A 15,588-nucleotide genomic window follows, 5' to 3' on the forward strand; every position below is an offset into this window, starting at 1 on the left:
ATGCATGATGATTTTGATAGACTTTTAGAACAAGAATTGAAAGATCCTGAATTTCAAAAAGAATGGAATGTTCTTGAGCCAGAGTTTAATATCATTCAAGCAATGATAGATGCTAGAAAAAATAGTCACCTTACACAAAAGGAGCTTGCACAAAAAACCGGCATCAACCAAGCAGACATCAGCAAACTTGAAAATGGCAATGCAAATCCCACTCTTTCCCTTTTACAAAGGCTGGCTGAAGGAATGGATATGCAGTTGAAACTTGAGTTTATTCCAAAACAAGAAATTGTCATAAAATAATGAAAAACAATCCCGATACAAGGATGAATTTTTTTGTATCGGGATTGTTTTAGTTTTTCCTAGGTGGCTTTACATTGACATCAGGAGCAATAGCTCCTTCAATTTTACCATGTATTTTCTCGAAGTCTGCAATGTTTTGACGCACAAGAACCAAGACGTGGCTGTTAACAGAACGTCCCTCGTAATCGGCAACATACGCTATTTTATCTAACATTTCTTGAGGAAAACGAATAGTTACACCTTTTACATTCATAAGAACACTCCTTTTAGTTATACTGTATGTTTATTCTATAACTAAAGTATGATATAATTAGATTTATAATTATACAGTATAACCATAAAATGAAAAAAGGAGTTGTTAATATGAGTAATCGTAGTGTTTACAGAAAAATAGCAAAGCAAAATGGTATAAGCATGAAAGAAGTCAAAATCGAAATGCAGGCAGCACTTGAATACGCTTTTACATCGAATGACGATAGTATTATAAAAGCCTATCAGGAGCAGGTTCCCCGCAGGGGAGAAGTCCCCACACCCGAAGAATTTATAAAATATGCTGTCAACAATCAAATATCAAAAATTCAATCCCGATATAAGGACTAACCTCTTAGTATTGGGATATAATTAAAAGCTGGACATGTTGGATTACGTGTGCAGCTTTTAATCATATTTTCATCAAATAGCGGCAATGTGAAAAATTCTATAAGACCTATTTCTAAGCCCCAATATATCTCATGAATTACCCAAAGTTTTATAAGTGATAGGATCACTTAAATACACGTATATGTCGTAAGGGAGAAGTCCCCGCACCCGGAAGAATTTATAAAATATGCTGTCAACAAGATAAAAGCAATCAAATAACAAAAAATCAATCCCGATACAAGGGCAAACCTCTTTGTGTCGGGATTTTTTTGTTCAAAATCAAATTTAAGGAGGAGCGAATGAGCAGAATAAACGAAGTTTCAAAGCTATTTACCGATACCAAAGAAGATGTCTTGAAAAATATCAGTAACTGGCAAGACTATCTTACTACCGCAAGCAAACTCTATAAGTACAGTTTTGATGACCAAATTATGATTTATGCACAACGTCCCGATGCCACCGCATGCGCCAATATGGAAATTTGGAACAAGAAGATGAACCGCTGGGTGAAACGAGGGAGCAAAGGTATTGCCCTTATCCGTCAAAATCAAGGTGGAAAACCTCGGATTGAATATGTTTTTGAGGTTTCCGATACCAACGAGGTACGAGGAGCAAAAACGCCGTATCTGTGGGAAATGCAACCAAACTATCACGAGGATGTGCTAAAGCAGCTCACAGGGTTTTATGGCGAGATTAAAAAAGATGATTTTGCAAGTAGCCTTATGGAGCTGACTGAGCGAGCCGTGGGGGAGCATTACCGAGAGTTTTTGCACGATTTAAACTATGATCTTGAGGATAGCTTTTTAGAGGGAATTGACGAGCTAAATATGGATGTTGCCTTTAGAAATGCTGTTACCACAAGCGTTCAGTATATGGTGCTTACACGGTGTGGCATTGATGCAAGAGAATATCTTGAGGAGGACGATTTCAGAGGAATTACCGACTTCAATACCCCTGCCGTATTCTCTCATTTGGGCAATGCCATTAACTTGGTATCAAATGAAATGCTCCTCACCATCGGTGCAGTGATAAGAGAAAGTGAGCGAAATTTACTTGCAAAATCTATTGATAATAAGCGGAAAGTAGATTATACTGACAATATAGAATTTAACGCTCTAAAGCGTGAAAGTGAAAATATAAAGGAGGAAAATGGCAATGGTAGAAAAGGTGAATTATATTCAGAACGGAGACTATCGGATACCGGATTTACAGATGGAGGATTTGGACAATCTACCCGACACAGTGGGCAAGTATGGAATGATGAGAGAAACGCATCTCAAGGAGAACCGCAGGGGAACCTACAGCCGAATGCTGCAAGATGGGAGTCTGTGGCCGCATTTGGTGGAGGTGGACAGGACAGCTCACAGTCAAGTAGAACAGATGACAGAAGAAATGATGAAAGCACAGGGAGTAACCGAGGCGCTGAAAGCCAAAGATCAACTTCTTTGGGTGCAGATGGCAACAAACATCAAACTACAAGCCGAGGAAGTGGTGATGAAGGACTTGATTTACGCAAGGTAAGTGGCAATCAAGTATCTTTATTTCCTACTATCCATGAACAAATTGAGTCTATTGCAGAAAGTAAAGCAGTAAGCGACGAAGTCCTAAATGGGTCAAGCGTCACGCTTGCTGCTTTTTCTTTTGCCCAAAACAGCCTATTTGATGCTGAATCTATCTCCTTTGAAGTGGTGGATAAGATTTTAGCAACGGGTGGGGAAGAAAAAAACAGCACTTCCCTTATCGCTGGATATATGGCATTTAATACTGACCTTTTTGAAAATGCAGATTCTCTAAAAAAACATTATGGTAGAGGTGGCAAGGGCTTTGAGATTGATGGAGTAAAATACTCTTTTTGGTATGATGAAGACGGCATTACCATTGCAAGGGGAAATCAGACCTATCATGCACAGAACAAAATAAATCTATCTTGGGTGCAGACCGCCGAAAGGATTAGAAATCTACTGGAAAAGGGCGAATATCTCACTGCCGATAAACTGGAACAGTCAAAAGAAGTTTATCAAAAATATGTGGCTGAATATTTTTCCTTTATGTATCGGGACAAAGCCGAGGATTACACCAACGAAAAACTTGATCCTATTGTAACGCGGTTTGTATATCCTGATTGCACAGAGGAAATTTGTACTCACTTGACGGATAAAGAAAAGTTGTCTACTTTAATGCTTGGATTAAAGCAAATGGAGCAGGATTTTATTGCAGATAAAGATGCAACTATGCGAATGACCTTTCATACACCAACTGAAATTATCGGCATGGCAAAGAATTTTCAAAATGAGCCTGTTATTTTCCCATCCAAAGAGGAGTTTGCTCCAATTATCCCGTCTTTTATTACCCAAGACGAACTAAATGCCATCTATGCAACTGATAACCGCACAAGGCATTTTAATACTTCTCGCATTGATACCTATGCCTTTTTCAAGCGAGGGCATACAGAGAAAGAGAAATCCGACTTTCTAAAAAATCATTATGGCTGGAGTGGCAGTGGACACTGGGGTATTAGCTTGAACCATTCCGCAAAGGGTACTATATACGCAAGGGAAATTGATTTTAAGCCCTACGCAACCGTTATGGAAAACTGGGGGCAGGTAACGAAGCGAATTGACCGTCTAATTGCTGAAAATCGCTATCTTAGCAGTGCGGAGCTTGCATATATTCCCACCTATGAAAAAGAAAAAATTGCAAGAGGCATCGTTCACTTTTACAGTTATACTCCAGCGGATATAGAAAAACCTTTTACTGCTCCAAGCAGTGATTACAGCTATATGGATAAGGTTGTAAAAGAGGTTGCGGAACAGCTTGAGGATAGCGAGTTTGTAGATAATCTTATTGGACAGATGGAATATGTGCTAGGACATACCCTCTCTGATGCGCGTGGGTTTGACTATATGCAGAAGGCTTTTAAGAATTTAAAGGATTTTCAAACCGGTGATTACTCTATTTTCAAAAGCCAAGAATACACCATAAAGCGGGTGGAAAAAGACCAAGAGGAACTGGACGACACTATCGACGATATTACCAATATCGCCAAGAAACTGGAACGCAAGCGAAAATCCATCCACAAAGAAACGGGCAGTGGACAGCTCACCCTCGATTTGGTAGGCGGTTCCGTATCCTCCATATTAGAAGATAGGGGGCTTATGGTATCCGACGAACTTATCGACTTTGCTACAGAAAGCCTTGAAAATCCTACAAATGAAAATATAGTTGCCAAGGTAGAAGAAATTATCAAGAAAGAAAGCAGAATAGCCGAGCCTGCTAAACTTGCATATCAAGTGGGCAACTGTTATTTCTCCATCCAAGAAGTTGACGAAGGCTACGATTATTCTATCTTTGATGAAAACTTCCAGCTTATTGATGGTGGCGTTTATGACGATCCATCTATTTCTATGGAGCAAGCCATTAATCTGATCTGTGAAGATGATTTATTAGAGGGGATTTCTGCACTTACTGACAGGGGCAATGCAAAGGAGATTGACTATAACTACCTTTTAGAGCAAACAGAAACACAAGCAATTGAGGAACTACAAGTAGTTACTGCTTTTGATGAAAATCTTGGTGATTTTGATGAGGTAGTCGAAACAGCCATTGTAGAAGAAATTGGTGAAAAGCTCTCCCATGAGCGAATGGAACAGCTCCTTGGCGATGAAGAAACCATAACCGAATATTTAAACCAAAAAGCAGACCACCCACATCAGATTGTAGGTATACAATCGGGTAGTCTGCTTTTGTTTTATGGTGATGATGCCGAGATAGCAGCGCCCGTTCTTGGTCGCAAGCTAATTGAGCGAGACATACCCCTTATCGGTAATACCAAAGTAACTGGCGGTTATGTGGCGGATTGGCAAGTGGCAACAAAAAACCTTAAAGATAAAGGAATTAACTTCTGTTTCATTGGAGAAGAAAACGGCGTGTACCACACCATTACCGAGCATTATGCAAAGGATTATATTCCTATTGGTATGGAGCTTACAATCGGTGGTAGAGATTTTGTTATTGACAGCGTAAATTATGACTTTGACAAGGTTTCCTTGCGTGATACAACCTTCCAAAATGGCACTGGGTTTCCTATCTTTCGCAGTGAAACTGTGGATTATATCCGCTATTTTGTGGAGCAAACGCAAGCCCAGTTGCAAGAGCAAAATACCTCTATTATTTCTGATGAAAAAAAACCAGGGCCACAAACAATGATCAATTTTGATTTTGACGGTGGCAGTTTAGAGGATACACCTTTTGCCCCTTCCACTAAACAAGTAGAAAAAGAAATTACGGATACTTCACCTAAAATCAATTACACAATTACCAATGATGATTTGGGTGTCGGTACAGCCAAAGAAAAATATGCCCACAACATTCTTGCCATTCAAACCCTAAAACAACTTGAAAAGGAAAATAGACGGGCCAATGCTGAAGAGCAGGAAATTTTATCAAAGTATGTCGGTTGGGGCGGTCTTGCCGATGCTTTTGACGAAAACAAGGATAATTGGCGAAGTGAGTATGCCGAGTTAAAAGCCATACTCACACCCGATGAATACGAAATGGCAAGAGCTAGTACCCTTAATGCCCACTATACCTCACCCGTTGTTATCCGTGCGATGTATAAGGCTTTAGAAAATATGGATATTCCAAATGGCAACATTTTAGAACCTGCAATGGGCAGTGGTAACTTTTTCGGGATGCTGCCACAGAGTATGCAAGCCTCAAAGCTCTACGGTGTGGAATTGGATAGTCTAACCGGAAGAATAGCAAAGCAGCTTTATCAGAAGGCAAATATTCAAATCAAAGGCTTTGAGAAAACCGATTTTTCCAATGACTTTTTTGATATGGCAGTGGGTAATGTGCCTTTTGGTAACTACAAGCTCAATGACAAAAAATATGATAAGCTGGGTTTCTTGATACATGATTACTTTTTTGGAAAATCCCTTGATAAGGTTAGAAGTGGTGGTGTGGTAGCCTTTATTACTTCTAAAGGCACTCTTGATAAAGCAAGCAGTGAAGTGAGAAAACACCTTGCTGGGAGAGCCGACCTGCTTGGTGCTATCAGACTGCCTAACACAGCCTTTAAAGCCAATGCAGGAACGGAAGTCACCAGTGATATTATTTTCCTCCAAAAGCGTGACCATGCACCGGAGCGTTTACCTTCTTGGGTAGAGCTTGGCGAAACTGAGGACGGTATAGCAGTCAATAAATACTTTGAGGAAAACCCTCAAATGATTATGGGCAGTATGAAAATGGTATCGGGTCCTTTTGGAATGGAAGCTGCCTGTGTTCCAAACCATGAAATCCCCCTTGCACAACAGCTTGAACAAGCAATACTCCACATTCTACCGCCCGATAAAGCACTGCTAAAAGACCCTGTTACCGCCATAGATGGAGAAAAAGAAGCCGCCACTATTGAAGCTACTCCTGATGTGCGAAACTTCAGTTATGCTCTTGTTGATGAGAAGCTATATTTTAGAGAAAACAGTAGAATGAAGCCGGTTTCACTGTCTGATACAGCAGAAAAGCGAGTAAATGCCTTACTTGGCATTCGTGATAAAACCAGAGAAATCATTGAAATGCAGTTGAATGAGTGTTCTGATGATGATTTGCAAAAGGCACAGCTAACATTAAACATACTTTATGACGATTTTAATAAGAAATTTGGACTAATTAACAGCAAAGCTAATAAGCAAGCCTTTGCAGATGATGTTTCTTATCCTCTCCTTTGCTCTTTGGAGCAATTAGACGAGAATGGCAATCTAGAACATTATACGGCGGAGCTTATGATGCCTTGCACTATGCAGAAAATCAAAAGAAAAAAGTAATCAACTTAGGGGGACAAAATGCCGAATTACAAAGAGATGTATTTTGAATTGTTTAATAAAATAACCGATGTAATTATTGATTTACAAGAGGTGCAAAAGAAAACCGAGGAAATGTATTTAAGTAGTGAAGAACCTCAAATAATTGAGTTGAAAAGAGTTTTTGATTGCGAGGAAAAAGTTGAAAAATAAATAATTAGGAGGTGTCCTTATCGCCACTACACGAATTATATCAATGCACATAAACAAGGGTAAAAGCCTTGCACAGTGCCTTGCAGACAGAACAGACTATGCTAAAAATCCCGACAAAACAGATGGCGGAGAGCTGGTCAGCAGCTTTATGTGTGATAAGGATTTGGTAGATAGTCAGTTTCTTTTATCCAAGAAAATTTACTTACAAAAAACAGGCAGAACACAGACAAATGATGTCATTGCCTATCAAGTCCGCCAATCGTTCAAGCCGGGGGAAATTACCCCCGAACTTGCCAACAAATTAGGCTACCAATTAGCTGAGAAAATAACAAAGGGCAGCCACGCATTTATTGTGGCTACCCATATTGATAAATCGCATATTCATAACCACATTATTTGGAACTCTACCAATCTGAGCTGTGATAAAAAGTTTCGAGATTTCTTCAGAAGCGGTCGAGCTGTGGCAAAAATGAATGACCTTATTTGTTTGCAAAATGGACTTTCTATTATAGAAAATCCAAAGGGAAAATCAAAGCATTACGGTAGTTGGCTGGAGGAAAATAAACCGCTTAATCTTTCCGATAAACTCCGAATTGTCATTGATGAAGTCTTAGCCGAAAAGCCGAAAACCTTTGATGAATTTTTGCAAAAAATGCAAAGCAAAGGCTATGAAATCAAGACCGGAAAGCACCTCTCTTTTAAAGGTTCGGAACAGAAAAAATTTATCCGTTTGCGTTCCTTGGGGGAAAGCTACGCAGAAGATATTTTGCGTGAAGTTATTGAGGGTAAGAAAGAGCATAAACCGCAAAAACGAGTTGCTCGTTACAATGATAAACGCATTAACCTTGCCCTTGATTTGCAAAACAAAATCAATCAAAAGGGTGCCGGGTATGAACGCTGGGCAAAGACCTTTAACCTCAAACAGTACGCCAAAACCATTAACTATTTAACGGAAAATAATCTGCTGAATTATGAAGAATTAAAGATAAAAGCCGAGGGTATAACCGAGGAGTTTTCCACCATCTCCGACAGCATAAAATCAGCCGAAAAACGAATGACGGAAATCTCTATTTTACAGAAGAACATCGCTCAGTTTGCAAAGACAAAGGCTGTCTACGAGGACTATAAAAAGTCGGGATATTCTTCTAAATTCAAAGAGGAACACATTACAGAAATACTTTTGCACCAAGCAGCAAAAGACCATTTCAAAAGTTTGAATTTGAAAAAGCTGCCCAAAATGGCAGACCTAAAAACAGAGTATGCCACGCTCCTTACCGAGAAGAAAAAGGCATACTCTAAATACAATTCGTTGAAGAAAGAAATAGTTGAAATTCTAAACGCAAAAGCCAATGTAGAACAGCTTCTCGACATTCAAACTAACGAGAAACAGCAAGAGAAAAAACGCACCGAAAAGTCCCTATAAACCGAAGTGAAACAAGGTGATGCTACTCTCAAAAGAGAGTATTAAAAGCACAGCCCAAGAAGGCTGTGCTTTTGTAGGGTTTGGGGATACTTCCCCAACAAGCAAAAGCAAGGTGTGTACCGCCTTGCCCTGCTTGCCAAGAATGTAAGAGGATGTTATTAAAGATCCTGAATTTTGAAAATTTCTAGCAAAAGCTATGATAATTATTTTATTTGGTTTAATGTAATGTTCTATTCAGGCTGAAAGAGTGGTTTTGAGTAACAAATATAATCATTGCTGATGTCGTTAAAATCTTAAAACTATACAATAAAGTTTTACATAGTCGCTATACAACGTTGTATTTTTCTTTTGGAAAGCGTAAAATATTAATTGTATTGTCAAAAAAAGCAAGAAACAGAGGCGCAACTATTATGGGAGTAAGCTATAAACGGTTGTGTAAGCTTTTGATTGATCACAAATGAAAAAGGTCGATTTGAAGATGCAACAAAAATCAGTATTGCAACGATGTTTAAGCTTAACAAGGACGAACTTGTACCTTTTGAAGTTCTCATCAGAATTTGCAAGGTTCTTGTGTGCGATATCGAGATATCATACAGATTGTGAATGAGGTGTAATTATGGGTATAAATTCAAGTTTCAAGCCGCCTAAAATGATTGATAACAAAAGAAATGGAAGGGTTATTGATGAAATAAAGGATAATATTAGGAAAGGCTCTAAACTCAGTGTAATCTCAGCCTATTTTACTATATATGCCTTTTCTGAATTAAAAAAAGAATTGTCTCATATTGATAATATGCGTTTTATATTCACGGAACCAACTTTTATTAATAAAGATGCGGAGTTGATTCGTGAATATTATTTAGAAAAAAGAAATGAGCTTTCAATTTCAGGCAACGAATTTGAAATTAAGTTAAGAAATGAAATGAAGCAAGCAGCGATTGCAAAAGAATGTGCAAGATGGCTTGAGGATAAAGTTCAGATAAAAAGTTTGAAAGTTCCCAATGCTGCGCAACCTCGACTTGTTTACATAGAAAATCAAAACACTGATACTTCGATTAGCGGAACAGTAGATTTTACATCTGATGGTCTTGGGATAACGAAATCCGACCGTATCGATAGCAATATGTGTATTTACGGCAAAGAGCTTAGTTGGACTTTTTTGAAACAATTTGATGATCTGTGGTCTGACCCAAATGCTGTTGAGGATGTTAAGGAACAAGTTCTTGAACACATGCGTGTTCTCTATAAAGAAAACACGACGGAGTTTATTTACTTCGTTACACTTTATCATATATTTGAAAAATATCTTGATGAGTTGACAGAAGATAATATCGTAAAGTCAAAGACTGGCTTTAAAGAAACAGAAATTTGGAATAAGCTCTATAAATTTCAACAAGATGGCGTTATGGGTATCATTGATAAGATTGAAAAACATAATGGCTGTATCTTAGCAGATAGTGTAGGTCTTGGTAAAACATTTACAGCACTCGCAGTTATAAAATATTACGAATTGCGCAATGATAGAGTCTTAGTCCTTACTCCTAAAAAACTCCATGAAAATTGGAGCGTTTACACGCAAAATGATAAACGAAACCTATTTTCAAAAGATAGGTTCAATTATGATGTTCTAAATCATACAGACTTAAGTCGTGATGGCGGATATAGCGGTGAAATCAATTTATCAACAATTAACTGGGCGAACTATGACCTTGTGATGATAGATGAGAGTCATAATTTCAGAAATAATTCTCCTGTTAAGGGCAGAATTACACGATATGAGAAGTTGATGAACGAAGTAATCAAAGCTGGCGTAAAAACAAAAATATTAATGCTTTCTGCTACGCCTGTGAACAACCGAATGAACGATATAAAAAATCAGATTGCCTTTATTACCGAAGGGAAAAGTGGCGCGTTTGCTGATGTGGGACTGAATAATCTTGAACATATTTTGAGAAAGGCCCAGCTTGTATTTAACAAATGGTCTTCACTTTCAGACGAAGAAAGAACTACAGACACTTTTGTTGAAATGATGGATTTAGATTATTTTAAACTATTGGATACCGTTACGATTGCAAGAAGTAGAAAGCATATTGAAAAATATTATAATCTAGCAGAGATAGGAAAATTCCCTGAGCGTATGCCCCCGAAAAACAAGTATACAGATATTGACTTGAAAGGTGAATTTCCTTCAATAAGCGAAGTAAATAAACAAATAAAGAAATTAACACTGTGTGTCTATTCACCACTTGCGTATGTTCGAGGGGAAATGCGTAATTTTTATAGTGAAAAATATGATGCAAAAGTTGGTAATAGCATATTTAAGCAAACCGACCGTGAAAGCAGCTTGGTTGATTTAATGCGAGTAAACATTTTAAAAAGAATGGAAAGCTCCATTCACTCCTTTTCATTAACCGTTGAAAAAATACTTACGCAGATTATTGAGACAATTACTTCTATTGAAGATTTTAAAAGCGGTGCTTTAAACATTTCGGTATCGCAAAATATTACAGAAAGCGATGAGGAAGAGGACTTTGACGCATTTTCCGTTGGGAACGCGGTTAAAGTAAATCTTGCGGATATGGACCTTATTAAGTGGAAGCAGGATTTATTGTGGGATAAGGAACAATTGCAATATTTACTTGATGAAGCAAGAAAAATTACGCCTGAGCGTGATGCAAAGCTTAAAGAACTTAAGAAAGTAATAAAGGACAAGCTTGAGAATCCCATTAACGAAAATAACAAAAAAATAATTATCTTCTCTGCTTTTGCAGATACGGCTGCTTACCTCTACATGAACCTTTCACCCTATTTGAATGAATTTGGTATAGCAAGCGCAGTTGTAAGCGGAAGCACCGACAACAAGACCACACTAAATATTCCTAAAGAACTAAAAAAGCAAATCAAAATATCTGATTTGAATACTGTGCTTACCCTTTTCTCACCGGTATCAAAAGAACGGGCAAAAATTTTTCCTGAAATGAATGGTGAAATTGATTTGCTGATAGGCACAGATTGCATTTCGGAAGGACAAAACTTGCAAGACTGCGATTTCCTTATCAATTATGATATTCATTGGAACCCAGTTCGCATTATTCAGCGATTTGGTAGAATTGACCGTATCGGTAGTAAAAATGGGAAAATACAGCTTGTGAATTTCTGGCCTACGAAAGATCTTGATGAGTACATAAATCTTCAACAGCGTGTTAAGGGGCGTATGGTTCTGTTGGATGTTTCTGCTACTGGAGAAGAAAATTTAATTGAACAAAATGAGAGTAGAGAAATGAAAGACCTTGAATATCGGAAAAAACAATTGATTAGCCTACAAAATACAGTTGTTGATCTTGAAGATATTTCTGGCGGTATTTCAATAACCGACCTGACTTTTAGTGATTTTAAAGCAGACTTAATGGAAGCACTGAAGGAAAACAGAAAACAGCTGAATGATGCGCCCCATGGTATGTATGCAGTTGCTACGATACCTGACAGTGTAAAAGATGTGGTAAAGCCTGGTGTAATTTTTACACTGAAACAGTCAAAAGGTGCAAAGCAAACAAAAGAGCAAAATCCACAGTTCCCATATTATATGGCTTATGTTACGGATGACGGTGAAGTTAAACTTAATTTTGTTCACGCAAAGAAAATTCTTGATATTTATAAAAAGCTTTGCAAAGGACAAAAAGAGATATTGCAAGATATTATTGCAGAGTTTAATGAGCAAACTGATGATGGTCGCAACATGGATGAATATACGATTCTTTTGCAGCAGGCAATAGAAAACTTGATTGGAAAAAAACAAGAAGTTGGTGTAGCTAGTTTATTTAGCAAAGGTGGAGGAATCATCAGTCATGAGAATTTTGATGGCATTGAGGATTTTGAACTGATTACATTCCTTGTTATAAAGTAGGTGATAAAATGTTTGGTATTCCTGATAGATGTGCAGTGAATCAATTCATAGCAAAAAAGAACTTTCTAAGCTTTGGCAACTTAAATAAGGTGGAGAGAGAGGTTTTATCAAGCAATGTCAGAAAGATAACTTTATCATTTCAGCTTGAACCATCAAATAGTAATGTTCCTGCGTACAAAGATGATATTAGAGAATATCCTCTAATCAATATTTTCAATGTTGATGTTACATTAGATGCCAATACAAAGAGAATTACTGATTTTATAATGAGTGCCATTCCATATCCGTCAATTATAATTTTTCAGACTGAGGAGCAAATGCAACTTGCAGTCTGCCATCAGAGGACGAATTTAAATGATAGCTTAAAAAACGTACTGGAAGAGGTAATCATTACCGACTGGTTGCCGTTTTCTGAAATGCTTTTTGATTTAAATGAAATGAACCTAAGAAATTGCTATACACTCTATTGCGATATTGTTGATTTTGTATCAATACAGAATGCAAAAAAAATTACAAGGGTTGAAATAATATCGGGGGAGCAGGCACGGCAGTTACTGCATAAGGCAGAAGCGCTGGAAGCAAAAATCACTGCCCTACGAGCGCAGTTGAAAAAGGAAACCCAGTTTAACCGAAAGGTGGAACTGAACATGGAGATAAAGAGATTGGAGAAAGAGAAGGCTACTATATGAGTGAAAAGAAACCTTGGTATAAAAAATGGTGGATAGTGGTTGTTATAGGTATTATGTTAGCTAATATGATTGCCGTACCATTTATAATAAACTGGGCATATATGGCGGGTAAAGATTTAAAGGAAGCCAACACCGCCTATTCTGCAAGTGATTTGATTATTTTTTATGGTTCATTTCTTTCTTTTTTAGGTACAGTTGCTTTGGGTGCGTTGGCACTGTGGCAGAACAAAAAAGCAAATGATACAAACGAAATGATAATGGAAATGACACGGCGTGAGAAAATGACGTATTTTTATCCTACTGGGTTAAATGCAATATTAGATGAAAACCCATCAATAAATTTTATTAACAAAGGGAATTCTTTTGGAACAATCAATAATATTGAAATCAGAATAAATAGCAGATTCCATAAAAAAGGTGCAGTAGGATATTTTATTGATAATAATGAAAATCGTGGTATTCAAGTTAAACTAAGAAAAGAGGATTTTCAAAAGGATGAACTTAACATCAGTTTTATTTTTACTTGGAACAATTCATTTGGCTTTAGATACATTCAAGAAATGGATTTAATATTTGAAAAATATAACGACCCGATTTTGAAAACGGATGGATTTTTGTTTAAAAACTCATTAAATCGGTTTAAAGAATATAAGGAGGAAGTAACGAATGACTGAAAATAATTTAAACGGACAATCCCTGAATATATTACAGGAGAACATTTCGGCACTGCGACAGCTATTCCCTGAGGTATGCTGTGAGGATAAGGTGGATTTTAATAAATTAAAGCAACTACTGGGCGAATATGTGGACGACAGTAAGGAGCGTTATAGCTTTACATGGAATGGCAAGGGCAAAGCTCTGCGCCTTTCACAAACGCCGTCGCTGGGTACACTGCGTCCATACCCCGAAGAGGAAGAGAGCAAAAATTGGGACACTACGCAGAATATGTACATTGAGGGCGATAATCTGGAAGTGCTAAAGCTACTGCAAAAAAGCTACCATGGAAAAATTAAAATGATTTACATAGACCCACCTTACAATACAGGTGGCGACTTTGTGTATCCCGATGACTTTTCTGACAGCATAGAAAATTACAAGCGTATTACTGGACAGGTGGACGATGAGGGCAGAAAGCTTGGCACAAACAGCGAAGCCAACGGCAGATATCACACCGATTGGCTAAATATGATGTATCCGCGTCTGCGTTTGGCGAGGAATCTGTTGACTGATAATGGGATTATTTTTATTAGTGCTGATGACAATGAAATAGGTAATTTATATAAACTGTGTTGCGAAGTGTTTGGTGACGCCAATTTTGTCGCAAATTTTATATGGGAAAAGAGAAAAACTAGAGAAAACAGGAAAATAATTTCTGTTAGGCACGATTACGTTTTATGTTTCGTAAAAAATTATGAATTTAGATCTGAAGCAATAGGGCTAGATATAATGACAGAAGATGCAATAGAAAGGTATAAAAACCCTGATAATGATTCTCGTGGAGTTTGGACTTCTGTCCCTGCTATTGCACAGGCTGGGCATGGAACGAAAAGTCAATTTTACACTCTTACTACCCCAAACGGAAGAAAAGTAGACCCACCATCTGGTTCTTGTTGGCGCTATACCCAAACTAAAATGGAAGAAGCAATAGCTGATAATCGCATTTGGTTTGGTTCGGATGGTAATGGTGTTCCGAGAATAAAAAAGTTTTTGACGGAAGGAAAGCAGGGGTTAACACCCGAAACATTATTATTTGCAGATAATGTGGGGACTAACGATTCTGGTAAGAGGGAACTTGTTTCTTTATTTGACGAAATTGCGGCATTTGAAACACCTAAGCCCTCAACGCTTATAAAGTATCTTCAACAGATTTGTAACGATTCAAGCGATGCTATAATACTCGACTTCTTCTCTGGCTCTGCCACAACAGCCCATGCAGTAATGAAGTTAAATGCCGAAGACGGTGGTAACCGCAAGTTTATTTGTGTGCAACTGCCCGAGCCTTGCGCTGAGGGTACGGAAGCCGCTAAAGCTGGCTACAAAACTATATGCGAAATTGGTAAAGAGCGCATCCGCCGTGCTGGAGAGAAAATCAAAGCAGAGGTCGAGGAGCAAAATGCCCAGATAATGCTTGGTGAAGAGCCGAAACAAGTGCCTGACATTGGCTTTAAGGTGTTTAAGTTGGACAACTCCAACCTGAAAAAGTGGAGTGATGCAGGTGCATACATACAAAACGAAAAAGGCGAATTGGAATTTGATATGGATAAATTCCAAACCATCCTTAAAGACACAGTAGGCAACTTTTTAGATGGCCGCAGTGAGCTGGATGTGGTGTATGAAATCATGCTCAAAATGGGACTTGATCTTACCTATCCACTAGAACAGCATAGCTTTGAGGGCAAAAATGTATATTCCGTCGGCTTTGGTGCCTTGATGATTTGTCTGGATGATAACATCACTGCGTCCGTCGCTGAGGGTATGGTAAGTCTGTATCAGGAGCTTGCACCTAATGTATGGAAGGCCGTATTCAAAGATAACGGCTTTGCATCCGACAGTGCCAAAACAAACATCAAAGAAATCCTCAAATGCGCTGGTCTGGAGGAAGATGCATTTATAACGATTTAA

General features: G+C 38.0%; 11 protein-coding genes. 10 read left to right on the top strand and 1 reads right to left on the bottom strand.

The genetic code is table 11. From position 1 onward, the window contains the following. The gene (locus CLNEO_RS04670; protein WP_066085150.1) at positions 1-300 is read left to right on the top strand and encodes a helix-turn-helix domain-containing protein; all 300 of its coding nucleotides are present in this window, start codon (positions 1-3) and stop codon (positions 298-300) included. A gap of 49 nt (positions 301-349) precedes the next feature. Here the strand turns inward: CLNEO_RS04670 and CLNEO_RS04675 are convergent, their stop codons facing one another. Continuing rightward, positions 350-553: an Arc family DNA-binding protein gene (locus CLNEO_RS04675; protein ID WP_066085153.1), complete on the bottom strand. Its 204-nt coding sequence runs from the start codon at positions 551-553 to the stop codon at positions 350-352. 71 nt (positions 554-624) lie between these two features. Here CLNEO_RS04675 and CLNEO_RS04680 point away from each other — a divergent pair, with 71 nt between their 5' ends. The 9 genes from CLNEO_RS04680 to CLNEO_RS04710 all read left to right on the top strand — a co-directional run bounded on the left by CLNEO_RS04680 (position 625) and on the right by CLNEO_RS04710 (position 15,588). Continuing rightward, positions 625-900, top strand: coding sequence for a sporulation initiation factor Spo0A C-terminal domain-containing protein (locus tag CLNEO_RS04680; RefSeq protein WP_278276616.1), 276 nt, complete (start codon positions 625-627; stop codon positions 898-900). Between the two features lie 338 nt (positions 901-1,238). Next, positions 1,239-6,761 (top strand): LPD16 domain-containing protein, encoded by a 5,523-nt coding sequence (locus tag CLNEO_RS16850; protein ID WP_066085158.1) that lies wholly within the window; start codon positions 1,239-1,241, stop codon positions 6,759-6,761. Between the two features lie 18 nt (positions 6,762-6,779). Then, positions 6,780-6,950, top strand: coding sequence for a hypothetical protein (locus CLNEO_RS16110; protein WP_164493065.1), 171 nt, complete (start codon positions 6,780-6,782; stop codon positions 6,948-6,950). A gap of 43 nt (positions 6,951-6,993) precedes the next feature. Next, complete coding sequence (locus tag CLNEO_RS04690) at positions 6,994-8,373, top strand: relaxase/mobilization nuclease domain-containing protein (protein ID WP_242864155.1); 1,380 nt, start codon at positions 6,994-6,996, stop codon at positions 8,371-8,373. A 504-nt stretch (positions 8,374-8,877) separates the two neighbouring features. Further along, positions 8,878-8,976, top strand: coding sequence for a hypothetical protein (locus CLNEO_RS16230; protein ID WP_242864165.1), 99 nt, complete (start codon positions 8,878-8,880; stop codon positions 8,974-8,976). Between the two features lie 13 nt (positions 8,977-8,989). Further along, on the top strand, positions 8,990-12,277 hold the full coding sequence (locus CLNEO_RS04695; protein WP_066085165.1) for a helicase-related protein: 3,288 nt from the start codon (positions 8,990-8,992) through the stop codon (positions 12,275-12,277). A gap of 8 nt (positions 12,278-12,285) precedes the next feature. After that, the gene (locus CLNEO_RS04700; RefSeq protein ID WP_066085168.1) at positions 12,286-12,966 is read left to right on the top strand and encodes a DUF4391 domain-containing protein; all 681 of its coding nucleotides are present in this window, start codon (positions 12,286-12,288) and stop codon (positions 12,964-12,966) included. Then, positions 12,963-13,640 carry a hypothetical protein gene (locus CLNEO_RS04705; RefSeq protein WP_066085170.1) on the top strand — a complete coding sequence of 226 codons (678 nt, stop codon included), beginning with the start codon at positions 12,963-12,965 and terminating at the stop codon, positions 13,638-13,640. Before CLNEO_RS04700 ends, CLNEO_RS04705 begins: the two co-directional genes overlap by 4 nt. Beyond that, the gene (locus tag CLNEO_RS04710) at positions 13,633-15,588 is read left to right on the top strand and encodes a site-specific DNA-methyltransferase (RefSeq protein WP_066085173.1); all 1,956 of its coding nucleotides are present in this window, start codon (positions 13,633-13,635) and stop codon (positions 15,586-15,588) included. Before CLNEO_RS04705 ends, CLNEO_RS04710 begins: the two co-directional genes overlap by 8 nt.

Origin of the sequence: Anaerotignum neopropionicum (assembly GCF_001571775.1) — a bacterium.
Classification (GTDB): Bacteria; Bacillota; Clostridia; order Lachnospirales; family Anaerotignaceae; genus Chakrabartyella; species Chakrabartyella neopropionicum.

Bases quoted from the DNA above. Each gene is read 5' to 3' on its own strand.
- CLNEO_RS04670 (WP_066085150.1), top strand. From the start codon at position 1: ATGCATGATGATTTTGATAGACTTTTAGAACAAGAATTGAAAGATCCT.
- CLNEO_RS04675 (WP_066085153.1), bottom strand. From the start codon at position 553: ATGAATGTAAAAGGTGTAACTATTCGTTTTCCTCAAGAAATGTTAGAT.
- CLNEO_RS16850 (WP_066085158.1), top strand. From the start codon at position 1,239: ATGAGCAGAATAAACGAAGTTTCAAAGCTATTTACCGATACCAAAGAA.
- CLNEO_RS16110 (WP_164493065.1), top strand. From the start codon at position 6,780: ATGCCGAATTACAAAGAGATGTATTTTGAATTGTTTAATAAAATAACC.
- CLNEO_RS04690 (WP_242864155.1), top strand. From the start codon at position 6,994: ATGCACATAAACAAGGGTAAAAGCCTTGCACAGTGCCTTGCAGACAGA.
- CLNEO_RS16230 (WP_242864165.1), top strand. From the start codon at position 8,878: ATGTTTAAGCTTAACAAGGACGAACTTGTACCTTTTGAAGTTCTCATC.
- CLNEO_RS04695 (WP_066085165.1), top strand. From the start codon at position 8,990: ATGGGTATAAATTCAAGTTTCAAGCCGCCTAAAATGATTGATAACAAA.
- CLNEO_RS04700 (WP_066085168.1), top strand. From the start codon at position 12,286: ATGTTTGGTATTCCTGATAGATGTGCAGTGAATCAATTCATAGCAAAA.
- CLNEO_RS04705 (WP_066085170.1), top strand. From the start codon at position 12,963: ATGAGTGAAAAGAAACCTTGGTATAAAAAATGGTGGATAGTGGTTGTT.
- CLNEO_RS04710 (WP_066085173.1), top strand. From the start codon at position 13,633: ATGACTGAAAATAATTTAAACGGACAATCCCTGAATATATTACAGGAG.